Genomic DNA, 24,459 nt, shown 5'->3' with positions numbered 1-24,459 from the left:
TCGCCTTATGTATTCACAAAGATTTCGACGGTTAGGTCTTTATTCCTGCATCTAAAAGACTATATAAAATAAATAACTCAAATTATGGACATCTTACGGTGGTAAGATCCATACAACTCAAGCTTTTCTAGGATTTCCATTGTAAATCTTCGCCATACAATTATGTATTCATTCAAGCTATACTGGGTTATAGAAAATACGAAGAATCAACAAGTCATCATGAAAGGAACTCAGCATGAAAATTATTCACACTGCAATCTGGTTTACTTATTTTTGGATATATTTACTTATGATGATCCCAGGTTTATTAAAAGCAAATCGGCTAATGAAGGAAGGACGCACCGCAGAACATGATGCATACGTATCTAAACATGTAGCGCGCTGGGCAAAATCATTATTAAAAATGGCTGGAGCAAAAGTTACTGTGCATGGCATGGAGCACATTCCCCAGGACGCAGCAGTGTTCGTCTCCAATCATCAAGGTAATTTTGACGTCCCCATCATGTTAGGATACATCGGTGAACCCAAAGCATTACTTGCCAAAGCTGAACTTGCCAGACTGCCTATCATTCGACAGTGGATGAAACATTTAAACTGTATCTTTGTTGACCGAAACAATGTAAGGCAAGCAATTAATAGCCTAAATGAAGCAGGTAAGTTAATAGAAAGCAATTATTCCGTAGTGGTTTTTCCTGAAGGTACAAGAAGTAAGCGAGAGGAGATCGGGGATTTCAAACCTGGTGCATTTCGTATTGCCGCTAAGACAGGAGCTCCGATTGTTCCGGTTCGGATACAAGGCTCATACAAGCTAATGGAGGATAACGGCATGTGGATAAGGCCAGCACATGTGACAGTGACCATTCTCCCTTCGATCCCAACTGAAGGGCTATCCAAAACAGAGATTGCAGCTTTACCGGATCAAGTAAGAGAAATAATCTCACGCGCATAATATTTTGTTTTGAACTAAACTCCTATAAATTTCACAGAAGAGTGAGCTTCGGAAGGCATATCGCCCTCAAGCTCGCTCTTTTTTCATTTCGTAGAATACAACCATCGATATATCAAGTTCTAAACATAAAAATGCCCCTCGTTTTCGAAAAAACGAAGGGCACTTTGTTTGATGCGCGTAGAGGGACTTGAACCCCCACGGTCTCCCGCTAGATCCTAAGTCTAGTGCGTCTGCCAATTCCGCCATACGCGCACATCGGGAAGAAAAAATATTTGGTTGCGGGGGCAGGATTTGAACCTGCGACCTTCGGGTTATGAGCCCGACGAGCTACCGAACTGCTCCACCCCGCGTCATTAAGAAAGAATTAATCTAACAGGATCTTTAATATAACATTATTCTAATTAGATTGCAAGATATTTTTTAAAAAATGTTCGAGATTTGACGAATTCATTTCGTGAAAAATGGTTGCATCTATTAGGAAGCGAGAAATCCTTGCATCGCAAGGACTTCTCAATAAGTGGGCCCTGAGGGACTCGAACCCCCGACCAATCGGTTATGAGCCGACCGCTCTAACCAACTGAGCTAAGGGCCCTGATTACATAAATAATCATAAGGACAATCTATTGAAAAATTGGTTGCGGGGGCAGGATTTGAACCTGCGGCCTTCGGGTTATGAGCCCGACGAGCTACCGAACTGCTCCACCCCGCGTCATTTAGTGCCGTAAACAGCGACAAGAATAAATATACAGCATTTGTGGTATGTAAGTCAAGATATTTTATGAAAAAATATCAAGGGATATATCTAATGCCGTATCTACCCTTTCTAGAACGGTACACTTCAACAACCTGTGGATCCCCATAACCGAATAACCAAGCGTCTTGTTCCAAACGTTTGGCAAAACATCCAGCTTGAAATTTGGTTGTGTACAGCTTACCGTAATATACCCAGTTCATAACTAAACGCCCCTTAAAAGTAATAATATTCATCCGTTGCTTATTATACCCGGCAAGCTCATAATCATTCCATAAAATGTGCCCCTCTATAAATGAAGAATAACCCCCCTGATTCCCAAGGGAGTTACTGATTTTTGCTGTATGGCCTTTTGTGTAAGTCCTATTATTGTTCCTGGATTTCCGTATGATTAGCACCCTGTTCAAGAATGCCGTGGTACAAAATAATCATCAATTGCTCACTAACCGCAGTCAAGCTTCCTAACCCGTCATACCATTCAGATTTTGCGGTAAATTCCTTAATGAACGTAAGAAAGGCTACCAGCAGATGGGGAGAAATATCCTTTCGAATCTGTCCTAGCTGCTGCCCCTTGAAGATCATCATTTCAAACTCAGGAATAATCTTCTCACGGTTAAACGTCAGAAACTTCGCCATCTGATCAGGAAACTTCACAAGGTCAGTAATAAACTGCTGTGTCACATCTAACGAAAAACGGTCCTTCTCTTCATAAAATAGAGTTAATGCTTCAAGTGGGTCCTTCGCATTATCCATAACCTCGCGGTAGAGATTCCACGTATCCTCAATTAAGCTGTCAACCACATGATCAAGTAACCCTTCTTTACTCTGATAATAATTGTAAATCGTCATCTTAGAAACGGGCACAGCTTCAGCTATCTGCTCCATACTTGTTTGGAGTATTCCTCGTTCAAGAAACAGGCGTCTACCCATTTCAAGCACCGCGTCCTTTTTAGCGCTCATGATTCAGCCTAAATCCCTTCTTTTTAGCGTAACTACACCGGCTACTGTTCCAGCCGCATACAACCCTAATGTAACGATCCATCCATATGCTGTCAACCCGCTTCCCTTTACAATCTCCAACGTATCAAACATTCGATAAGGTGAAATGGTGGAAATCTTCTGCATTAGATCACTACTTCCAGACAGTAGGTTAAGAAGAAAGGCTATTACTGCGATCCCTGCACCTATAGAGACGGCAGTTCGATCCGAAGTAACCCATGATGTAAATCCATAAGAAATCCCCATGAAAGATAATACAAGTAGATATCCAGCAAGAAGAAGACGGAGCATATCTCCGAGTCGTACTACTTGCCCTGATGACTGAGCTAGCACGAATAAAAGAGCAGTACCACATAAGAACACCATCGTCATGTACATTAAATGTGCAGCTACCTTCGACCAGAAGATCGAAGAGCGACTATACGGCAGTGTAAATAAGTACTCTCCCGTTCCACGGTCACGTTCCTTTGCTATACTCCCAGCCGCCCAAGCCGCTGCAAACGAAGATAATATCACTATGAAATAAGGAAATACTTGCGTCGCCATATAACCCTCAAAAGTCTGAAAACTCTCCACCTGAATGCCAAAGGCTTTAAGGAGACCTTCTGGCATTCCTTCGATGAGTTGCTCCATTTGAGGATTGTTGACGAATGCATCTGCCTTTCCGAGTAACAAGACAATGAAGATTAAAGTGACAGATAAACAACTGTAAAAACCACGGCGATTCTGACGGAGTTCGTGCGTGATCAGATTCCATTTCATTGTTCTCCCCCCTCTTCAGATGCTCTGTAATCATCCATAAATAGCTCTTCTATTGTCGGACGTCGAATGGATAAATCCAGAATGGGAAGCCCAGAGAGCTTAAGCAAGGCTGTTTGAAGTGAATCTCCCGTATGAAGCAGATGATGTATTCCGTCGAATTTAACAAAGGGATCAAGCTCGGTTAATCCATAGGTCTCAATCTGATTACCCGCTGCTTCGAATTGGATAGAAACTTTGTGAGTACGACTGTGCGAAAGATCATCTAATCGGGATACACGGATAAGACGTCCTTCACGTATAAATGCAACACGTTCACACAGCTTCTCTATTTCAGAGAGAACATGCGTCGAGAAAAAAATCGTCATACCATCTTTCTTATTCAACTCTTTCAATAGTGTAAATAACTCTCGCTGTACTAATGGATCAAGCCCTGATGTAGGTTCATCCAAGATTAATAATTCTGGGCGGTGTAATAAGGACATAATGAGGCCCATCTTCTTTCGATTCCCAAGCGAGTAGGATTTCACATTCTGTGAAGGGTCCCACTGCAGCCGTTCTGCATACTCCATAGCAGGCGTTTGTTTCAAAGTTAGTCCATATGCCCTGGCAGTCAATTCTAAAGCCTGCTTGCCGCTCATATAGGGATAGGAAACAATCTCGGAGGGGAGGTAGCCAATTCGTCTCCGTAACTGTGGCTTCTCATGATTAAGTGTGCATCCAAGTACTTTCAATGTTCCTTGCGTGGGATACAAAAGCTGCATGATCATTCGAATCGTTGTAGACTTTCCAGCACCATTGGGTCCAATAAATCCAAATACTTCACCCTGCTGTACTTTTAAGTTCAAATCCGTTACAGCCCTTTTAGAACCATACATTTTACCGATCCCAACAGCTTCTACAGCTAACATGAATTCACACCCCTTTTTATACTCCAAAATCAATTATAGTACATATTATTTCTTGATTTCCATACATTGTCAAGGTTATTATTTACTTATTAATTTACGTGAGTATAATAAACATACTTTTGAAAGCACAAAAAAAGACTGCCGCCCCGTCATTCGACGGTAGGCAACAGTCTTTATCTAAGATGCATTACTTTACAGATTCACCATATGCTGCTGGATTAGATCTAAAGGATTGAAGTAGTTCCATGTCTTGCTCTTGAATCTGTCCTTCGCGCACCGCCACTTCGGTGAGTGCAGTATAGTTGGACAAACTCTGTAGAGGGATATTTGCCTCAGAGAAAGCTTGTACAGCTTTATCCAATTGGTAGCTGAATATGGCAAGCACGGCAAGTGCATCTGCGCCTACAGCTTGAACCGCTTGAGCTGCTTTAAGCGAGCTTCCCCCGGTCGAGATCAAATCCTCAATGACAACAACCTTCTGACCTGGTTTAATATGACCTTCGATCATATTCTCTTTACCATGACCCTTGGCCTTATCACGTATATAAGCCATTGGAAGATTCAGCTTCTGAGCTACCCATGCAGCATGGGGAATACCTGCTGTAGCTGTACCTGCAATCACTTCAACTTCTGGATATTGCTCACGAATAATGGATGCGAAGGACTCAGCAATGTAATCACGTACTTCAGGATAAGACATCGTTAGACGGTTATCACAATAGATCGGAGATTTAATCCCTGATGTCCAAGTGAACGGTTCGTGCGGTCGCAAAGCTACCGCTTCGATTTTTAATAGATAAGATGCAATTTGTTGTGGAATTTCGGCTATTGTGCTCATGCTCTGATCATCTCCTCTATAATCTGTTCTGCTGCCGCTCTAGGGTCCGGCGATGCCGTGATTGGACGACCAACAACAAGATAGTGGCTTCCGCGCGAAATAGCTTGTCCAGGCGTTAATACACGAGATTGATCTCCAATACTTGCTCCAGATGGCCGAATGCCAGGGGTTACCGTTTTGAAATCTGATCCACAAGCTGCACAGATCGCTTCTACCTCTAGTGAAGAGGCAACAACACCGTGAAGCCCCGCTTCTTTCGCAAGCTTCGCATAACGGACAACCGATGCTTCAACAGAACCATCGATTCCGATTTCTTCATTCATTACTGTTTGACTTGTGCTCGTAAGCTGGGTTACTGCAATGATAGTAGGCATGACAAGACCCGGGGTTTCCGCAACTGCGGCCTCTGCCCCGGCTTTTGCCGCTTGCATCATACCGACACCGCCTGCGGCATGGACATTGAACATATCCACACCGAGTCGTGTCACACTATGGGAGCCGCCTTTTACCGTATTCGGAATATCATGCATTTTCACATCCAGAAAGACGGAGTAACCTCTTTCTTTAAGACTTCTTACAAAATCAGGTCCAGCTGAGTAAAAGAGCTGCATTCCCACTTTCATATAGCAAGGAATACCCTCAAGCTTACGGACCAGTTCGGATGCCTGAGCGGCATCCGGATAATCCAGGGCCACCATCAGGCGACCCGACATTTCTTTATAATCGGTGTTCATCGTACTCCCCCTTTAAAAATTATACTGGCATTGCTTCTGAGGAGAAGTTGATCGTCTCCAGCATCGTGAGAAGTTCACGTACTGTATCAAGAGAAGTCATGCAGACTACACCGTTCTCTACCGCTTCACGGCGGATACGGAATCCATCACGCTCTGGTGTTTTACCTTTTGTAAGTGTATTGAAGACAAAGTTCGCTTCACCTGTGCGAATCATATCTAGAATGTTAGGCGTACCTTCGGACAATTTGTTAACTGTCGTTACGATAAGTCCTGCTTCTTTCAGTGCTGCAGCTGTTCCACCCGTTGCAATGATCTTATATCCGAGCTTTTGGAAGCCTTTCAACAAGGCTGCCGCTTCTGCTTTGTCCTTGTCAGCTACAGTAGCAATGATGGCCCCCGTTGAAGGAATCTTCATACCGGCACCGATTAGACCTTTGTACAAAGCTTTAGCATATTTCACATCGCGTCCCATAACTTCGCCTGTTGACTTCATCTCAGGTCCAAGCGTAGGCTCAACTCGGCGCAGCTTCGCAAAGGAGAATACCGGTACTTTAACCGATACGTGCTCGCTTTCAGGCCACATGCCTTCCTCATAACCAAGATCCTTCAGTTTCGTTCCAAGAATCGCTTGTGTAGCTAAGTTCGCCATTGGAATTCCCGTTACCTTACTCAGGAATGGAACGGTACGAGATGACCGCGGATTCACTTCGATAACGTAAACTTCATTTTCATAGATAATGAATTGGATATTCACAAGTCCGAATGTCTTAAGTTCTTTAGCGATTTTGATAGTAATTTCTGTAATTTTCACTTTCAGTTCTTCTGTAAGATACTGTGGTGGATATACGGCGATGGAGTCACCGGAGTGAACCCCTGCACGCTCTACATGCTCCATGATGCCTGGGATCAGGACTGTGTCACCATCACAGATCGCATCAACTTCCACTTCTTTACCGAGCATATAACGGTCAATTAGAACCGGATGCTCTGGGTTGATCTTCACAGCTTGCTCCATATAGCTCAGTAATTCGCTGTCAGAGTATACAATTTCCATCGCACGACCACCTAGTACATAGGAAGGTCTCACAAGAACAGGGTAACCGAGCATTTGAGCTGTACCTACAGCCTCATCTACTGTAATAACCGTCTTACCCTTCGGTTGTGCAATGTTCAATCTGGAGAGCAGTGCTTCGAACTTCTTACGGTCTTCCGCTTCATCAATGCTTTCCAGGCTTGTTCCAAGGATGGTTACCCCGGCTTTCTTCAAAGGAGCAGCCAAGTTGATAGCAGTTTGTCCACCGAACTGGACGATAACGCCAACCGGTTTCTCTTGTTCGATGACATTCATTACATCTTCGAAGAAGAGAGGTTCGAAGTACAGGCGGTCGGAAGTGTTAAAGTCTGTCGACACCGTCTCAGGGTTGTTATTGATAATAACCGCTTCATAACCCGCTTTTTGAATAGCCCACACCGCATGTACTGTAGAGTAGTCGAACTCAATACCTTGACCGATCCGGATTGGTCCAGAGCCGAGTACAATGATTTTCTCTTTTGAAGTTTCGATAACTTCATTCTCTGTTTCATAAGTTGAGTAGTAGTAAGGCGTCGTAGATTCGAACTCAGCCGCACAAGTATCAACCATTTTGTATACAGGACGAAGACTATGTTCATGACGAAGGAATCGGATCGATTCTTCTGTCGTATGTGATGTTGCTTTACCTTCAGCGCGCAGTTCAGCAATTGCGCGGTCTGTAAAGCCAAGACGTTTAGCTTGATACAATGTTTCATATGTCAGTGCAGCTTCGCTGCGAATATGTTTCTCGTAGTTGATAAGTCCTTCGATCTTATCGAGGAACCACCAGTCGATATTGGTCAGATCTTGAATTTTTTGCAATTCATAACCGCGGCGGAATGCCTCTGCAATCAGGAATATACGCTCATCATCAGCTTTAACCAGTCGCTCGTTCAGCACTTCTTCACTAAGCTCTTCTGCGCCTTTCAAGTAAAGGCGGTGCACTCCAATTTCCAGGGAGCGGACTGCTTTATGAATCGACTCTTCGAAAGTACGGCCGATTGCCATAACTTCGCCTGTCGCTTTCATTTGAGTACCGAGCTTACGGTTAGCAGATGTGAATTTATCAAACGGCCAGCGTGGAATTTTGCTAACAATGTAATCCAGCGTTGGCTCGAAGCATGCGTAAGTTTGACCAGTAACCGGGTTCACGATTTCATCCAGTGTGTAACCCATTGCGATTTTCGCTGCCATTTTGGCAATCGGGTATCCCGTTGCCTTGGAAGCAAGTGCAGAGGAGCGGCTTACACGCGGGTTAACTTCGATTACATAGTACTGATAGCTGTTCGGATCGAGTGCGAACTGTACGTTACAGCCGCCTTCGATGTTCAGTGCACGAATGATTTTCAAAGAAGCAGATCTTAGCATTTGATATTCACGATCAGACAATGTCTGGCTAGGAGCCACAACGATACTATCACCCGTGTGAACGCCTACCGGATCAAAGTTCTCCATGTTGCAGACAACGATACAGTTGTCGTTAGCATCACGCATAACTTCGTATTCTACTTCTTTCATACCTGCGATACTTTTTTCAACCAGGCATTGATTGATTGGGCTGTAGCGAATACCTGAGGAAACTGTTTCGCGCAATTCCTCTTCGTTCGCACAGATACCTCCACCTGTTCCTCCTAGTGTATAGGCAGGACGAACAATCAGCGGATATCCAATTTCACCTGCGAAATCAAGTGCCTCTTCAAGCGTTGTTACAATCGTGCTCTCTGGAACAGGCTGCTCCAACTCACGCATGAGATCACGGAACAAGTCACGATCCTCTGCCTTCTCAATAGAATCAAGCTGTGTACCAAGCAGTTTTACATTCTCCTGCTCAAGAATACCTGCACGAGCAAGTTCAACTGCCATGTTAAGACCTGTTTGACCACCAAGCGTAGGAAGCAGACCATCAGGACGTTCCTGACGGATGATTTGTGTAACGAAATCGAGTGTAATTGGCTCGATGTATACTTTGTCTGCCATGTTCGTATCTGTCATGATTGTAGCTGGGTTACTGTTGATCAGTACAACTTCAATACCCTCTTCTTGCAAAGCCTGACAAGCTTGTGTGCCAGCATAATCGAATTCTGCTGCCTGACCGATAACGATCGGGCCGGAGCCGATGACGAGAATTTTTTTCAACTGTTCATTTTTAGGCATATTAGCGAGCTCCTTTCACGGCTGCAGCCAGAACCGCTTGACGTGGTTTCTGGATTTCATTGTTCTTGTGTTGTGCGATCATTTCAAGGAATTCATCGAACAGATAACTGCTGTCATGTGGACCAGGAGCAGCCTCTGGGTGGTATTGTACCGAGAATGCCGGATACTTCGTATGTTTTAATCCTTCAACGGTCTTATCGTTATTGTTGATATGTGTAACTTCAAGATCCGTACCCTTTACAGAGTCTTCCTTCACGGCATAGCTATGGTTCTGTGAAGTAATGTAGCAGCGTCCGCTGGACAATTCTTTAACCGGGTGATTTCCTCCGCGGTGTCCGAACTTCAGCTTCTCGGTGTCAGCACCGGATGCAAGTGCGAACAGCTGGTGACCGAGGCAGATCCCGAAGATTGGATATTCACCGAGCAGTTCCTTAATCATATCTACTGCGTAAGGAACATCTTTCGGGTCCCCAGGGCCGTTCGACAGCTGAATGCCATCAGGACGCAAGCGACGAATTTCATCTGCCGTTGTGTCATGAGGTACAACCGTCACGTCACATCCACGGGATGTAAGTTCTTTCAAAATTCCGCTCTTTGCACCGAAGTCAACAAGCACAATGCGCTCCTTTTGACCTGGGCTTGTGAACATTTGAGGAGTAGAAGTACGTGCAACCTGATTCCGAAGCTGTGGAATTGAAGTATCGTTCAGCATTTCCATAAGCTCTTCAACCGGCTTAGAGGAAGTTGTCAAAACCGCTCTCATTGTACCGTGATGACGGATAATCCGGGTAAGCATCCGAGTGTCGATTTCGCTGATGCCTGGAATGCCATATTCTTTCAGCAAGTTATCAACACTGTACTCTGCCCGCCAGTTGCTTGGCACAGGCTCATGACGACGAACGACAAAGCCGTTCACGTATGTTCTGATCGATTCAAAGTCATCCCGCGTAATACCGTAGTTCCCGATCAAGGGATAAGTCATTGTTACGATCTGTCCACAGTAAGAAGGGTCAGACAACACCTCTTGGTAACCTGTAATTCCTGTATTAAAAACAACCTCTCCAGTCATTTCAGCGTCTGCACCAAAAGCCTTTCCGCTGAACAGTGTGCCGTCCTCCAGTAATAATCTTGCCTGTGCCTGCATTCCATTCACTCCTATCATCTATGTGTAAGTAATTGATATTTATTGCTAGTGATTGTTCTATTCAAACCCATTCGCTTCGGACCATTTGATCTTGCCATCTACCCAAGTCATAACCGGCCAACCTTTCAGCTTCCAACCTGTAAATGGTGTGTTCCGGCCTTTTGTTGCGAATTGATCCGGATTAACTTCCTTCTCGCTCTCCAGATCAATCATGGTTAGATCAGCTGGCGCTCCAGCTTTCAATACGCCGTTATCCAGTCCGAATACTCTTGCAGGATCGCTAGTCATGCGCTGTACCAGTAAGGACAGATCCCATTTACCTGTAGCAACGAACTTAGTGTAGAGCAGTGGAAAGGCCGTCTCAAAACCGACAATCCCGAATGGTGCGAGCTCCATCCCTTTCGCTTTCTCCTCTTCACTATGAGGAGCATGGTCCGTTACGATCATATCAAGCGTTCCATCCAGCAAGCCCTCGATGCATGCTTCCACATCGCGCGGAGAGCGGAGCGGCGGGTTCATCTTCCAATTTGCGTCTAGCCCAGGTATATCTTCATCAGAGAGTACCAAGTGATGCGGACATACCTCAGCAGTTACAGAGATCCCAATCGCTTTTGCCTGACGGATAAGTCTTACAGACTGTTCTGTGCTTACGTGGCATACATGATAGTGAACCCCCGTTGCTTCTGTGAGCAAAATGTCGCGTCCAACATGGATTGCTTCCGATTCATTCGGAATCCCCTTAAGTCCGTGCTTCTCAGCGAATTTCCCTTCGGTTACACAAGCACCTTTTACCAAGGAATCATCCTCACAGTGAGCGATAACCGGCATGCCCATCGAAGCCGCTTTCTTCATTGCGTCCTTCATCATCTGAGCATTCTGTACGCCGACACCATCGTCTGTAAAGCCAATCGCTCCTGCTGCTTTCAGAGCTTCAAAATCCGTAAGCTCTCTTCCAAGCTCATTCTTAGTGATTGCTGCATATGGAAGTACTTTGGCCATATCTGCCTGCCGCGCCTTCTCAAGTACAAGTGCTACCGTCTCAGGATTATCCATCACAGGTTTCGTATTAGGCATACAGGCGATAGTACTATATCCACCCTTGACCGCAGAGCGACTGCCGCTTTCGATCGTCTCCTTATGCTCGAACCCTGGCTCTCTTAGGTGTACGTGCATATCAATGAATCCAGGTGTGACCAACTTTCCTTCCGCATCGATCACGCTGCCCTGATCTGGCAGTTCGTGACTTTCATCTGTTACGGATTGAATGACTCCGTTATCAATGACGATTGTCTTAAGTTCCAGTTGTCCTTCTTCATTAATTACATTAGCGTTCTTAATTATCTGTAGCACGTAGTTATCCCCCCGCTGTAGAAGCACGGTCCGCTTCTTGTATATTGTATAATATTAATTCACTTTTGTGTATATTTATTAATAATTCCAACTCACACTGATGATAACTAAGTCTTACTAGCCTTTCATGGCTCGTTCCATTACCGCCATCCGAACAGGCACTCCGTTAGCCATTTGGTTGAATATCATAGACCTTGAGCACTCGACCACAACATCGTCAATCTCCACATTTCTGTTCACCGGAGCTGGATGCATAATGATTGTATGTCCTGAAAGCTTAGAGGCTCTCTCTTCCGTTAATCCATAATGTTCACGATATTCCGCATTCGAGCTAATCAAGCCTTCGTGATGCCGCTCTAGTTGTACTCGTAGCATCATGACTACATCCGCTTTTAACGCTTGTTCCATACTGACATATGGTGCATACTGCGCAAGCTCAGATGCTTGCATAGAAGGCGGTGCGCAGAATTGAACTTTGGCACCGAATTTCTGTAGTGACCAGAGGTCTGATCTGGCAACACGGCTGTGTTTGATGTCTCCGATGATTGAGACCGTTAGGCCTTTCAACTCACCGAAGTTCTTTTTCATCGTGTATAGATCTAGCAGCGCTTGCGTTGGGTGTTCATTGTTTCCATCCCCTGCATTTACAAGTGGAATCGACACTTGCTTAGCAAGTTCTTGAAGAACACCTGACGGCTTCAATCGGATAACTCCGGCATCCACGCCCATCGATTCCAGTGTACGCACGGTGTCATAAATTGACTCTCCCTTTTCCACACTGGATGCCGCTGCTGTAAAGTTCATCACTTCAGCTCCAAGCCTTTTCTCAGCCATCTCGAAGGAAAAGCGTGTTCTTGTACTATTTTCAAAAAACATGTTCACTGCGAATTTCTGGTTTAGTACCGGAATGACTTTATCCGGTTGAGCCTCCCAGTAGGCGGCCCGATTTAGTATTGAATCTATTTCATCTCGGCTGATGTCTTTAAGTCCCAGCAGGCTTCGCTCTTTGACGGAAGTTGCTGTCGTCATGCTCATCGTTCCTCTCTCTGCGAGATTGTAACTTCATCTTTACCGTCATATTCCGAAAGCGCGACTGTTATCTCTTCGTGCTTGGAGGTTGGTACGTTCTTACCTATATAATCCGGGCGGATTGGCAACTCTCGATGTCCTCTATCTGCAAGTACAGCCAGCTGAATCATCCGTGGTCGACCACAGTCCATCAGCGCGTCTAGCGCGGCTCGGATCGTACGGCCCGTATAGAGCACATCATCGAACAAAATCACTTTTTTCTCATGGACATTCAGGTTTTCTGGACTAAGCTTTGTCTTCTCAACTCTACCGAGCCCTTCTTCCCGATCGTCCCGATATGAGGTAACATCAATTTCACCGTATGGGATCGGTCTGCCTTCAATCTCTTGAATGCGCTCTGCGATCCGCTGTGCCAGGAACACACCCCGGGTGCGGATACCGACAAGAACGCAGTCCTCGATGCCTCTGTTCTTCTCTAATATCTCATGAGCGATTCTTGTCAGAGCCCGCCGGATTGCCGTTTCGTCCATAATCACATGCTGTTCACTGCTCATCATAAACCCTCCTATTAGATATAGCCCTCTACATCAATCTTGCGTATTTACACAAAAAAACTCCTTGCCGTGTTAGGCAAGGAGTTAATCTCATGTAGACACAAAGAGATTGTGTTGAAGCATTTCATTTCCATCCGCAGATGAAATGATGCTCCCATACATGAACGTTTGGTTCACGTTACCTTGCCAGCCTCACGGGACTGATTTAAAGGTGCTATTCGACTGATTTAAATTATGACAGACCTATAGAAGGTTGTCAACCAAAGTTGCCTACAAAACAGACTAGAATTCGAACTCAACATCACTAAGTCTATCCCTAATTTCCGATATCACACGTTTCTCATCCTTTTCACCATTAGAGATAAATGTAACAGAAAATCGCACAAAGTGTCCTGCATCATCCCAAGGCACTGTAGAGATGAGTTTTTCTCGAATAAGGTACTGGGAGAACTCTTCTCCAGATTCGAACCTGCGACCACCTTTAATACCTTTTGGAGCTTCAACGTAGAGGAAGAATGAACCCTTTGGCTTTTCCGCTGTAAATCCCAGTTCATTTAGTACAGCAACCAGCATATCGTGACGACGTGAATACTTGGCGGCAATTTTCTCAGTAATCTCAGGATGTTGCAAACCATAAGCAGCCGCCTTTTGTACAGCAATAAATTGACCCGAATCGTTGTTGTCCTTCACATCACCGAATGCCTTTACAATGAGTGGATTGCCCGCGATAAACCCAATACGCCATCCAGTCATATTGTAAGACTTAGACAAGGAATGCAGCTCAACGCCTACATCTTTGGCCCCAGGTACAGATAAGAAGCTAAGAGGCTTCCTTCCGTCATAAGTAAGAGCAGCATAGGGAGCATCATGGACAACAACTACATTGTATTTACGTGCCCATGCCACCACTTCTTCAAAAAACTCTACTGTCGCACTAGCCCCTGTCGGATTGTTCGGATAGTTCAAATAGAGAAGCTTCGCTCGTCTGGCGATTTCCTCAGGTATGGCATTTAAATCAGGCAAGAAGGCATTCTCCTTCTTCAGCTCTACCGTGTATACCTCACCACCCAGATATTTCGTATGCGTACCAAGAATCGGATAACCAGGTACAGTCATAATCGTCACATCACCTGGGTTAATGAAGCAAGATGGAAGCATGGCAAGCGCTGGTTTGGAGCCAATAGAATGGAGAACCTCGGTTTCAGCATCCAATCCTTCCACGTTAAATACCTCTTCTAAATAACGAACCGCTGCCTCTTTAAACTCAGATATTCCGTTATCCGCATACCCACGATTCTCTGGCTTAGCCGCTTCTTCTGCCAGTTTTCTTACGATCCCCGCATCAGCCATTTCGTCCGGTTCACCAACCCCCATATCGATTAACTCTATATGTGGAAATTCTTTTTTGGCTGCAGCTTTAGCCCGTTTAATCTTCTCAAATTTATAAATTGCTGTATCTTTTCCATAGTTTGATCCACCGATTCGATCTGCAAAGTTGTGCTGAATAAATGTATCTTGATATTGTTCCATGTTCATGATTTGCACTCATCTCCCACTATAGCGTTTACTGATATTGTTAAATATGCCGTAAAAACGCAAGATGAGCCATGTATTTTGTATCAAATGATTTGTACTATTGTAATATCCATCCTAGGATAGCTCTATCCACTCAGCGAGAAGCTTATCGCGCTGCAGTACAAGAGCTTCATGCTCATTCCATTGTTGTTCCAGCTTAAGCAGATCATCCGCTTCCTCAGTCTGGATCGTTTCGAGTTTCATCACTAATTCAAGCGATTGAATTTTAGCTTCCAATGAAGATATATCTTGTTCGAGCCGCTGAAGTTTATCTGTTACTAATTCCCTTTTATCCTTGGACTGTCTCTGTCGTTCCTTGGCTGAACCCTTAGCTAAGGAAGCCCGTGATGTATCCACATCATGGGAAGACCCTCTACATAATCGCCCTGAGTGTTCTTGGTTTTGAGTTTCTTGTGATTGTAATTGGATCTTTGCTAGTTGCTCTGCCTTCTTGTCACGATAAGCATCATAGTTACCAAGATAAATACTTAACTGGCACTCTTCAATTTCCCATATTCGTTGTGCTAGTCGATTAATGAAATAACGGTCATGTGATATCGCCAGAACCGTTCCTGTATAATCAATAAGCATTTCTTCCAACGCTTCTCTTGAGGCAATATCCAAGTGATTCGTCGGCTCATCAAGTAAGAGTAGGTTCGGTTTTTGATGCATTAGCAGTGCTAGTCTAAGTCGTGTCCATTCACCACCCGATAGCTGCCCTACCGCTCGAAACACGTTGGGACCGAAGAATAAGTACCTGGCCAACATCCCACGTGCTTCACCTTCTTCGACTTTCGCATTTTTCTTAAAGAAATCCAATACGGTTGCTTTTAAGTCAGTTGGCTCCTCCTGCTGAGGCAAGTAGCCAACATTAACCCGTGCCCCCAATTCCAACCATCCGGAATCGGGCTTCTCTTCGCCAAGCAGCATCTTAAACAATGTGGTCTTACCACTGCCGTTACGACCCATCAAGACAAACTTATCCCCATACTCCAATAAGCCGTTTGCATTTTTAAGTATAGACTTTCTTCCGTAGGACTTTTCAAGTTGTTCAAAGACGGCTACTCGGCGTCCGGATCGATCCAGCGAATCAACTGCAAATTCTGCGTGACGCCGCTCCAAAACGGGACGCTTGATCCTTTCCATTCGTTCCAGTGATCGGCGCATGGAAGCTGCTCTCTTGAAAAACTTTTCATTGTCACCGTTTCTACCCCATTCTTCTAACTGCCTAATAGTCTCATTCATCTTTTTGATCTTCTTTTGTTGTTCTTGATAATCGTTGAATTGTTGTAACAGCCTTTCTTCCTTCTCCTTCATATAGTCTGTATATCCACCATCCGAAGCGAATGCTTCTCCGTCTTCTATTTCAATTGTCTTTGAGATTACACGGTCGAGAAAGTAACGGTCATGAGAAATAATGACGCATGTCCCATTATAATCTTGTAAATAAGATTCCAGCCATTCGGTCCGCGCCAAGTCGAGATGATTCGTGGGTTCATCGAGCAACAACAATTCTGGCTTTACGATCAGCTGAGATGCCAATATCACACGGGTCTGCTCACCTCCAGATAACGAACTAAACCGAAGTTGATATGCATCTTTTGATATATCTAGTCCTAAAGCCACTTGATCGATGGTCGCATCCATCTCATATCCACCTTCACGTTCAAAGCGTTCTTGAAGAGAGGCATATCTCCTAAGCAGTTGTTCAAGCTTCTCATCATTTCCGACATAGAGAGGATCACCCATCATCTGTTCCAGCTCCGATATTTGGCAGCGACACTCACCTAATTCCTTTAGGCCCTCTGTCAAAACATCGAATACGGTACAATGCTCATCAATGGATGGAACTTGAGCTAGATAACCGATCTTTGTATTTCTCCTTATCATCAACTGTCCTTCGTCTGGGACCAACTTACCCGCGAGAAGACGCATGAGGGTTGATTTCCCGCTTCCATTACAGCCTATTAACCCTACTCTCTCTCCTTCTTTAATTTCAAAATGAATATGGTCAAGCACAAGGTTCGCGCCATAGTACTGTGTTAATTCTTTAGCATTTATTAATATCATAATTAAGGTTCCTCCTAATTTATGGAGAAGACCTTACTGCAACACAAAAAAGGCCGCAGAGCAAGCTCCGCGGCCTTTTCCAAACAAAACGCAAACCTTTCTAAGGGTTTACTCCGTGTGGGCAGGCAGGTGACTTCTCGCAATGGTACAATCTGTATTATTAAAATTGGACAGACTTCTCCCGTTGTAAGAAAAAGTGTGAGCAATGCCAGCCATAGCAAGCGGCAGCCGGCTAATACAGTTGTTTACCATCTCGATATTCATCCTACCTCACCTCCCCATATCATAATTGTTTTGAATATAGCACAAATATAAACCAGATGCAATAAGTGGAAATTCTTTTAAGAATTAGCCATTAACTAATGACAGTCAAAAAAAAAACCGCTAGCGGCTTCGTAGCACCGCTAACAGTTCCTCCATCTCTTCCGGCAAAGGTGCCGTAAATTCCATATATTCATTCGAGGTCGGGTGGATGAATCCAAGAACAGCAGCATGAAGTGCCTGTCCGTTCATTTTAAGCCCCTTACTCTTACCATACACTGGATCTCCCACTAGTGAATGTCCTATATACTTCATATGCACACGAATCTGATGAGTCCGACCCGTTTCCAGCTTTAATTCAAGCAAACTATAATCCCCGAATCGCTCAACGACAGTAAAATGGGTTACCGCATGTTTACTATTTCGATCAGTCACCATATAAAGTTTACGATCATGCGGATCTCTACCTATAGGTGCATCTACCGTACCCTGATCATGACTGATATTACCATGCACTAATGCATAATAACGTCGGTTGACACTATGCTCCTTCAATTGAGCAGCAAGTGAAGCATGGGCTTTATCATTCTTCGCGGCCATAATCAATCCAGATGTATCCTTATCGATTCGGTGGACAATACCAGGGCGAAGCTCTCCATTAATTCCGGATAAATCCTTACAATGGTGCATAAGCGCATTGACGAGTGTCCCCGATGGATGACCTGGAGCAGGGTGTACTACCATACCTCTAGGCTTATTCACAACGATCAGATCACTGTCTTCATAAGCAACATCAAGTGGAATATCCTCCGGTGTAATTTCGACCGCCGCTACCTCAGGAATGACAAGTGAAATTCGATCTCCTGTATTCAGTTTATAATTCGACTTCACTTGATTGTCATTGACCTTCAAATGCCCATCGGCTATCCATAACTGAACTTGTGAGCGTGACGCCTCTTCACCCAGCGCCTCCGCTATGTATTTATCAATTCTTGCTTTAGCATCTTCGGATTCTACAGTCCACTCATGCTCATTTATATCTTGTTGAAATTCATCTTCTAGTCTTTTGCCATCGTGCAAAATTATTCATTCCCTTCCTTACCGGAACTCTGTTGACCTGAACGTGCTTGTTCGCGCTTCCCATCCAGTATGGTGTCCAAAATGATCAATCCCACACCAATGACAATACAAGAATCAGCGATATTAAAGATTGGGAACGTATAGGTTCCAAACGTGAATTGGAGGAAATCTACAACCTCTCCCATCACAAGGCGATCAATGAAGTTCCCTAGTGCACCACCCAGAACAAGTGCAAGCGCTACGGGTAGCAATTTGCGACCTTCAGCAGTCACTTTTCTCATATACCAGATAATACCGACAACGACCAGAACAGTCACAACAATGAAGAACCAGATCTGATCCTGCAAAATGCCAAATGCTGCCCCGCGATTACGACTTGATGTGATGACGAAAAAATCTCCGATCACTGGAATTTGCTCATACAATTCAAGCCGGGTTGCGATCAAATATTTAATTCCCTGATCGACGAGGAATACAATAAGCGCAATTAAATAATAGGCCACAGTAACTTGTCACTCCGATCTTGTCTAGTGCGAAAAAAAACACCCCACCATTCAAATGGAGTTTGCCCTTATTGTAGCACAGCAACTTTGAAATCGTCCATTCCCGTCCAATACGGTGAACATTTTCCGTCTCTAAAATTGTCCATTAACGCGCACTATATAGATAGGATCAAGCGGTCTGCAACAAGACCTGAAAGGAGCTGTCCATGTCACACTTATCAGAAAAGCAAATGAAACAGCTACATCGCCAACTACTTGACCGTAAAACCGAATTAGAACGTCTGAATAGTAATGATAATCATGGCTTAAGTGTAGCCGAACGCGATAATACCGGCGAACTGTCACATATTGATAATCATCCTGCTGATCTTGCAACAGAGCTATACGAACGGGAAAAAGATGTCGGGCTTCAGGATCTGGCTGAACTTCAATTACAGCGTGTTCTGTCCTCTTTAGAGTCGATCGAGGATGGTCAGTACGGGACGTGTGTTGTCTGTGGAAAACCTATTCCATTCGAACGTTTGCAAGCAATTCCTGATACGATGTACTGTATCGAGGATACACCTCGCAAAGAGCTTTCGCATAATCGTCCGGTTGAAGAAGAGTATCTTTCCCCTCCATTTGGGCGTTCCAGTCTGGATGAACATGAGTATTCCGGATTTGATGGGGAGGATGCACTTCAAATCCTTGAAAGCATGGGCAGTTCCAATTCACCAGCAATGGCCGAGAACCCTAATGTATCTAGCTACAATGAGATGGACTTTGAAGATAACGATGACCAGGGTGGATTTGTAGAGATCTACGAGAACTTTGTAGCTACAAATATTGATAATACAGAAGTATTCATCGTCCGCGGCGATCAATACTACGATTACTTGAATAAAGGCGAGGGAACCTTCCTTCTCGACCCTTATGCGGATCCAGGAGATGACGATCCTTTAGAATAAGGACAATGTAACTTTTTCATTATAAAGTGCGGTTTCAGCTTCTTGGCTGATTCCGCTTTTTCATTTTTATAAAATCGAATTTTGCTTCGTTATCCCAGCTCAAGCTGTCTTTGAACAATACGTACGATATCGGCAATATAATCACCGATTATAGGCAGATTCAACGCACCGAGCGCTTGAAGAAAGTAAATAATGGTCGCAGCAAAAAAAGTAAAACCAATCGCGATCCCTACGCCTTTTGCCGATCCTGCCAGTAGATTCAACCAGATCAGCTTCCATGGTCTGTTTAGCAACTGGGTATAGTCTGCAATGCGAGATTTCTCTAACTGCGCTGCAATCTTCTCCGTAAGTATATACATTTTACTGAGTTGATCTTTTTCCTCCTCAAGTTGCTGGGATTCATTCTCAACCTTTTGCGGTTTATCGATTTTCTTCCCCATGGTAATCGACTCCTTTTCTAACTAAATCTTTATTTATTCTCATGTGACCATATTCGTAAAATCCCTCTCGCTCTCCCCATATTTTTGATATTATGCAACAAAATCATTCTTACCATTCAAATGCAACATAAAAAAGCCATCAGCTCCGAAATAATATCCCGAAACCGATGGCTTTAGTAAATCTTATATTTAGATGCTAATTAAATAACGATCTGTCTACTAGCCGATATGAATACCGATCGTTTTACCGCCCAGTTCAACAATCTCCATACCTTCTTTTTGTCCAAAATGAACTTCTGTCACCAGCACGTTATCGCGCAAAACACTGTCATATGCGGTAATGGACGCTTGAAGCTCTTCATCAGCATGAAGGGTCAAAACTACACGTTTCTCGATCGGCAGATCGAGCTTTTTCCGCGTATCCTGCACAGCACGGACCACTTCACGCACCCAGCCTTCTTGCTCCAGCTCAGGCGTGATATCAGTATTGAGCGCTACGGTCAAACCATAACCAGATGCAGAAGCGAAACCTTCTTTCGCCTGCTTCTCGATTAGCAGCTCTTCAGCTGTAATCTGCAGCTCTTCTCCCTCCGGTGAAGTCACGTTTACACCACCATTTTGAACGACAGTGCGTGTTTCTTCACTGGACATGCCTTTGAGGAAGCCTTGCAGGAAGCCAATGTTCTTCCCGTATTTTTTGCCTGCGATTTTCAAATTCATCTTCAACGTAAAGTCTACAAAACCGCTATCGCTAGTCTCAACGATAATCTGTTTTACATTGATCTCTTCTTTGATGATGTCTTCATAATCTGCTAGGTCAAAGTCACGGTCCATTGAAACGATAAGCTCAGACAATGGCTGACGTGTCTTAATCGCTGTTTCATTACGAACGTTACGAGCAAGCTCTACAATCTGACGAGCCGTTTCCATGTTCTGCTCAAGCGTCTTATCGATCATGGACTCATCTGCTTGTGGATAATCAGCCAAATGTACGCTTTCTCCTCCACCCAGATTCACGAAAATATCTTCGGAAAGCATTGGTGTGAACGGAGCCATGAGCTTCGACAACGTCAGAAGCACATGCGTAAGTGTTCCGTATGCTGCTAATTTATCTTCTCCAAGTCCACTGCCCCAGAAGCGATCACGCGACCGGCGGATATACCAGTTACTCAGCTCATCCACATAGGACTCAATCGCTTTTGCAGTATTCAAGAAGTCATTCACTTCGAGACCTTTGTTCACGCCTTGGATCAAACTGTTCAGACGAGATAGTATCCAGCGGTCCAACTTGTTGTTTGATGGCTTAAACTCATGTTCGGCTGGATCGTAGCCATCAATGCCTGCATATAGCGTCAAGAAAGCGTGAGTGTTAACCAATGTATCAATGACTTTAGACTTCGCTTCGCCTACGATCCCTTTGGAGAAACGTTTGCTGTTCCAAGGTGCGCTATCAGCGAGAAGAGCCCAACGGAATGCATCTGTGCCGTACTCGTTAATGATTTCCCAAGGATCGATAACATTTCCTTTGGATTTGGACATCTTCTGTCCGTTCTCATCCAAAATATGTCCTGTAGCCATAACTGCTTTATACGGCGCTTTGCCTGTAAAGAGTGTGGATACCGCCAAGAGACTGTAGAACCAGCCACGTGTCTGGTCAATTCCTTCACAGATCATATCTGCCGGGAATTGCTGATCAAACTTGCTCTCTTCTTTGAACGGATAGTGATACTGTGCAAAAGGCATGGAGCCGGAATCAAACCACACATCAATTACTTCTGAAGTACGTTCCATAACGCCTTCACAGTGAGGACATTTCACCTTAACCTCATCCACATAAGGTTTATGCAGCTCTAAATCCTCGGGTACATCACCGATTGCATGCTCACGAAGCTCTGCAATGCTATGTGGTGCAAACTGGTGCTCGCCGGATTCACATACCCATACGTTCAGCGGTGTTCCCCAGTATCGGTTACGGCTAATATTCCAGTCTACGAGGTCTTCTAGGAACTTACCGAAACGTCCATCACGCACATGCCCTGGATACCAGGTAACAGCGTTATTGTTCGCAATCAGTTGGTCCTTAACCGCAGTCGTCTCAATGAACCAGCTCTCCATCGCATAATAGAGAAGCGGAGATTTACAACGCCAGCAGAATGGATAGCTGTGCTCGTATTTCTCTTTGCTGTACAACAAGCCTTTTTCGGAAAGAGACTTTACGATATCGAGGTCACAATCTTTTACAAAACGTCCCGCAAAATCGGTTACCTCATCCGTATAACGGCCTTGAGCGTTCACAACACTTACGAAGCTAATGCCATTCTCACGGCAGACACGATAGTCATCTTCACCATGCGCAGGCGCCAAATGCACGATACCCGTACCACTTGCATCTGTTACGAATGAAGCTCCAACGATGACGTTTGATTTTTCAGCCTTAACAAATGTAAATGGTGGAGTGTAAGTCTGACCAACAAGCTCTGATCCTTTTAGTGTAGAAAGGACTGTATGATCACCTTTCATAACCTTCTCTACCAGATTACTTGCAACGATGTACACACCATCTTCTTGCTGAACGCGGGCATAATCCATATCTGGGTTAACGGCCAGTGCAACGTGAGAAGGAAGTGTCCAAGGCGTTGTCGTCCAAGCCAGTACATATTCACCACTGCCATCAAGCTTGAACTTCGCTGTAGCACTCAGGTCTTTAACATCCTCATACCCTTGAGCAACCTCGTGGGAGCTAAGAGTCGTCTGACAGCAAGGGCAATATGGACTTACACGGTGACCGCGATAGAGCAAGCCTTTGTCGTGAATCGTAGCAAGGATATTCCATACGCTTTCGATATAGTTGTTCTCTAGCGTAATGTATGGGTTATCAAGGTCTGTCCAGTAGCCGATCGCTTCTGTCAGTTCACGCCACTTGTGCTCATACTCGAACACACTTGCCTTACACTTCTTAATGAATGCTTCAACGCCATAATTCTCAATCTCTTGCTTACCAGAAATGCCAAGCTGCTTCTCAACACCAAGCTCAACTGGAAGTCCATGTGTATCCCAGCCCGCTTTACGAATAACGTGATAGCCCTTCATCGTCTGATAGCGACCAACAAAGTCTTTGATTACACGGCCAAGTACATGCCCGATATGAGGAGCTCCATTCGCCGTCGGAGGACCTTCATAAAATACATAATTCGGCTTCCCCTCGCGGTACTGCATTGTTTTCTTAAACGTATCTTCTTCATTCCATTTCTGCAAAATGCGGAGCTCTCTTGCCCGCGCTTTCTCTTTGACATCTACTCTGTTCATCATGATCTTCCTTTCTTTATGCTGAGGGTTAGATCTAACCCTCTTGCTTCCTCGGGAGAAAAATTGGCAAATAAAAAAGGCCCCATCCCCAAAGGGACGAGAACCTAGCTCGCGTGACCACCCTAATTTCGCTTTCGTACAGTCAGTTCCTATCGAACTCTGCACAAAAGACGACACCTCAAGTCCATGTCTTCTAAGACACGGAGCCGATATAACGTTCGGCTGACGGTTCTGCTTACTCACGCTTAAAGGCGATTTCAGCTTCACTTCTCCGGGAGGATCTTCCGTAAGGTCTGAACATTGGCTTTCAGCAGGGTGCCAACTCTCTGAGGATACAGTTTCCTGACGTACTATTCCCATCAACGAATTCGTATGCAAATCATAATATGTTATTAGTTATAGACTCTTTCTGAAAAAAAGTCAACATGGTATTACCCATTGGCCTTAGTAAACTTCTTTAGGCTCCAGACTTGGCTCACGACTCTCTAGTGACTCCCAACCGTCATGCTTCAACAGTTCCAATTGAGCTTCTACCAAAGAGCGGAAGCGTGTCCGATAGATGGATGCTTGTTTCTTGAGTTCTTCCACTTCAAGCGAAACTTTGCGTGATTTGCTTAGAGCCTCGTTAATAATCCGGTCTGCATTCTTCTCAGATTCCTTAACAATCAGCTGCGCTTCCTTCTTCGCGTTGTTCTTCAACTCATCTGCCGCTTCCTGTGCGACGATAATGGTCTTGGATAGTGTGTCCTCAATGTTAACGAAATGATCCAATCTCTCTTGCAAAGACATTAATTGGTTGTGCAATTCCTTGTTCTCACGGATTACACTTTCATAATCTTTAATGACTTGATCCAAAAACTCATTAACCTCGTCCTCATCGTAACCACGGATACGGCGGGCAAACTCTTTATTATGTATGTCCAGCGGTGTTAATGGCATGATGTGCACCTCCTAAGAATATGGCTTCGCATGAGGTTTTCAACCGCTGCTCGAAGCCGAACCACCCGCCTGTAACACAAGCGGTCAACAGATG

At 44.6% G+C, this 24,459-nt stretch carries 21 protein-coding genes and 4 tRNA genes; 2 read left to right on the top strand and 23 right to left on the bottom strand.

The genetic code is table 11. From position 1 onward, the window contains the following. Positions 1-235 precede the first annotated feature (235 nt). On the top strand, positions 236-949 hold the full coding sequence (locus tag ACK8P5_RS07960; protein WP_422660409.1) for a lysophospholipid acyltransferase family protein: 714 nt from the start codon (positions 236-238) through the stop codon (positions 947-949). A gap of 172 nt (positions 950-1,121) precedes the next feature. On the opposite strand, the gene ACK8P5_RS07955 is transcribed toward ACK8P5_RS07960, so the two are convergent. The 20 genes from ACK8P5_RS07955 to lspA all read right to left on the bottom strand — a co-directional run bounded on the left by ACK8P5_RS07955 (position 1,122) and on the right by lspA (position 18,733). After that, a tRNA-Leu gene (locus tag ACK8P5_RS07955) sits at positions 1,122-1,201 on the bottom strand. Between the two features lie 21 nt (positions 1,202-1,222). After that, positions 1,223-1,299 (bottom strand) — tRNA-Met (locus ACK8P5_RS07950). Between the two features lie 168 nt (positions 1,300-1,467). Next, a tRNA-Ile gene (locus tag ACK8P5_RS07945) sits at positions 1,468-1,541 on the bottom strand. Positions 1,542-1,581: 40 nt separating this feature from the next. Then, a tRNA-Met gene (locus ACK8P5_RS07940) sits at positions 1,582-1,658 on the bottom strand. A gap of 80 nt (positions 1,659-1,738) precedes the next feature. Further along, entirely contained in the window at positions 1,739-1,936 is a 198-nt protein-coding gene (locus ACK8P5_RS07935; RefSeq protein ID WP_422661586.1) for a hypothetical protein, read from the bottom strand. A gap of 130 nt (positions 1,937-2,066) precedes the next feature. Beyond that, positions 2,067-2,660 (bottom strand): TetR/AcrR family transcriptional regulator, encoded by a 594-nt coding sequence (locus tag ACK8P5_RS07930; protein ID WP_422660408.1) that lies wholly within the window; start codon positions 2,658-2,660, stop codon positions 2,067-2,069. A gap of 3 nt (positions 2,661-2,663) precedes the next feature. Then, positions 2,664-3,461 carry an ABC transporter permease subunit gene (locus tag ACK8P5_RS07925; protein ID WP_422660407.1) on the bottom strand — a complete coding sequence of 266 codons (798 nt, stop codon included), beginning with the start codon at positions 3,459-3,461 and terminating at the stop codon, positions 2,664-2,666. Further along, the gene (locus tag ACK8P5_RS07920; RefSeq protein WP_422660406.1) at positions 3,458-4,369 is read right to left on the bottom strand and encodes an ABC transporter ATP-binding protein; all 912 of its coding nucleotides are present in this window, start codon (positions 4,367-4,369) and stop codon (positions 3,458-3,460) included. Before ACK8P5_RS07920 ends, ACK8P5_RS07925 begins: the two co-directional genes overlap by 4 nt. 187 nt (positions 4,370-4,556) lie before the next feature. Next, positions 4,557-5,207, bottom strand: a complete 651-nt coding sequence (pyrE, locus tag ACK8P5_RS07915; RefSeq protein ID WP_422660405.1) for an orotate phosphoribosyltransferase — start codon at positions 5,205-5,207, stop codon at positions 4,557-4,559. Beyond that, positions 5,204-5,941: an orotidine-5'-phosphate decarboxylase gene (pyrF, locus tag ACK8P5_RS07910; protein WP_422660404.1), complete on the bottom strand. Its 738-nt coding sequence runs from the start codon at positions 5,939-5,941 to the stop codon at positions 5,204-5,206. Before pyrF ends, pyrE begins: the two co-directional genes overlap by 4 nt. A 19-nt stretch (positions 5,942-5,960) precedes the next feature. Next, positions 5,961-9,167, bottom strand: coding sequence for a carbamoyl-phosphate synthase large subunit (carB, locus tag ACK8P5_RS07905; protein ID WP_422660403.1), 3,207 nt, complete (start codon positions 9,165-9,167; stop codon positions 5,961-5,963). A gap of 1 nt (position 9,168) precedes the next feature. Beyond that, positions 9,169-10,311 (bottom strand): carbamoyl phosphate synthase small subunit, encoded by a 1,143-nt coding sequence (locus ACK8P5_RS07900; protein ID WP_422660402.1) that lies wholly within the window; start codon positions 10,309-10,311, stop codon positions 9,169-9,171. Positions 10,312-10,368: 57 nt separating this feature from the next. Beyond that, a complete protein-coding gene (locus ACK8P5_RS07895) occupies positions 10,369-11,661 on the bottom strand; it encodes a dihydroorotase (RefSeq protein ID WP_422660401.1) in 1,293 nt (430 codons plus the stop codon). A 117-nt stretch (positions 11,662-11,778) separates the two neighbouring features. Next, entirely contained in the window at positions 11,779-12,690 is a 912-nt protein-coding gene (locus tag ACK8P5_RS07890) for an aspartate carbamoyltransferase catalytic subunit (protein ID WP_422660400.1), read from the bottom strand. Positions 12,691-12,692: 2 nt separating this feature from the next. Further along, positions 12,693-13,244 (bottom strand): bifunctional pyr operon transcriptional regulator/uracil phosphoribosyltransferase PyrR, encoded by a 552-nt coding sequence (gene pyrR / locus ACK8P5_RS07885; protein WP_422660399.1) that lies wholly within the window; start codon positions 13,242-13,244, stop codon positions 12,693-12,695. A 282-nt stretch (positions 13,245-13,526) separates the two neighbouring features. Next, positions 13,527-14,780: an LL-diaminopimelate aminotransferase gene (locus tag ACK8P5_RS07880; RefSeq protein WP_422660398.1), complete on the bottom strand. Its 1,254-nt coding sequence runs from the start codon at positions 14,778-14,780 to the stop codon at positions 13,527-13,529. 114 nt (positions 14,781-14,894) lie between these two features. Further along, positions 14,895-16,889: a ribosomal protection-like ABC-F family protein gene (gene abc-f / locus ACK8P5_RS07875; protein ID WP_422660397.1), complete on the bottom strand. Its 1,995-nt coding sequence runs from the start codon at positions 16,887-16,889 to the stop codon at positions 14,895-14,897. 108 nt (positions 16,890-16,997) lie between these two features. Further along, a complete protein-coding gene (locus ACK8P5_RS07870) occupies positions 16,998-17,153 on the bottom strand; it encodes a hypothetical protein (protein ID WP_422660396.1) in 156 nt (51 codons plus the stop codon). Between the two features lie 120 nt (positions 17,154-17,273). Further along, positions 17,274-18,233, bottom strand: coding sequence for an RluA family pseudouridine synthase (locus ACK8P5_RS07865; protein ID WP_422661410.1), 960 nt, complete (start codon positions 18,231-18,233; stop codon positions 17,274-17,276). After that, entirely contained in the window at positions 18,233-18,733 is a 501-nt protein-coding gene (gene lspA, locus ACK8P5_RS07860) for a signal peptidase II (protein WP_422660395.1), read from the bottom strand. The genes ACK8P5_RS07865 and lspA overlap by 1 nt, the downstream gene beginning before the upstream one ends. A gap of 206 nt (positions 18,734-18,939) precedes the next feature. Between lspA and ACK8P5_RS07855 the strand changes: the two genes are divergently transcribed. Beyond that, entirely contained in the window at positions 18,940-19,680 is a 741-nt protein-coding gene (locus ACK8P5_RS07855; RefSeq protein ID WP_422660394.1) for a TraR/DksA C4-type zinc finger protein, read from the top strand. 89 nt (positions 19,681-19,769) lie between these two features. On the opposite strand, the gene ACK8P5_RS07850 is transcribed toward ACK8P5_RS07855, so the two are convergent. From ACK8P5_RS07850 to ACK8P5_RS07840, 3 genes are all read right to left on the bottom strand, one after another. Further along, positions 19,770-20,039 (bottom strand): DUF5665 domain-containing protein, encoded by a 270-nt coding sequence (locus ACK8P5_RS07850; protein ID WP_422661409.1) that lies wholly within the window; start codon positions 20,037-20,039, stop codon positions 19,770-19,772. A gap of 300 nt (positions 20,040-20,339) precedes the next feature. Then, complete coding sequence (ileS, locus tag ACK8P5_RS07845; RefSeq protein ID WP_422660393.1) at positions 20,340-23,426, bottom strand: isoleucine--tRNA ligase; 3,087 nt, start codon at positions 23,424-23,426, stop codon at positions 20,340-20,342. 444 nt (positions 23,427-23,870) lie between these two features. Beyond that, entirely contained in the window at positions 23,871-24,365 is a 495-nt protein-coding gene (locus tag ACK8P5_RS07840; RefSeq protein WP_422660392.1) for a DivIVA domain-containing protein, read from the bottom strand. Positions 24,366-24,459: the final 94 nt, after the last annotated feature.

It is taken from the genome of Paenibacillus sp. EC2-1, assembly GCF_049311625.1.
In the GTDB taxonomy this organism is placed as follows: Bacteria; Bacillota; Bacilli; order Paenibacillales; family Paenibacillaceae; genus Paenibacillus_AQ.
The sequence above is the reverse complement of the archived record's forward strand: the minus strand, read 5'-3'. Positions and strand labels throughout refer to the sequence as shown.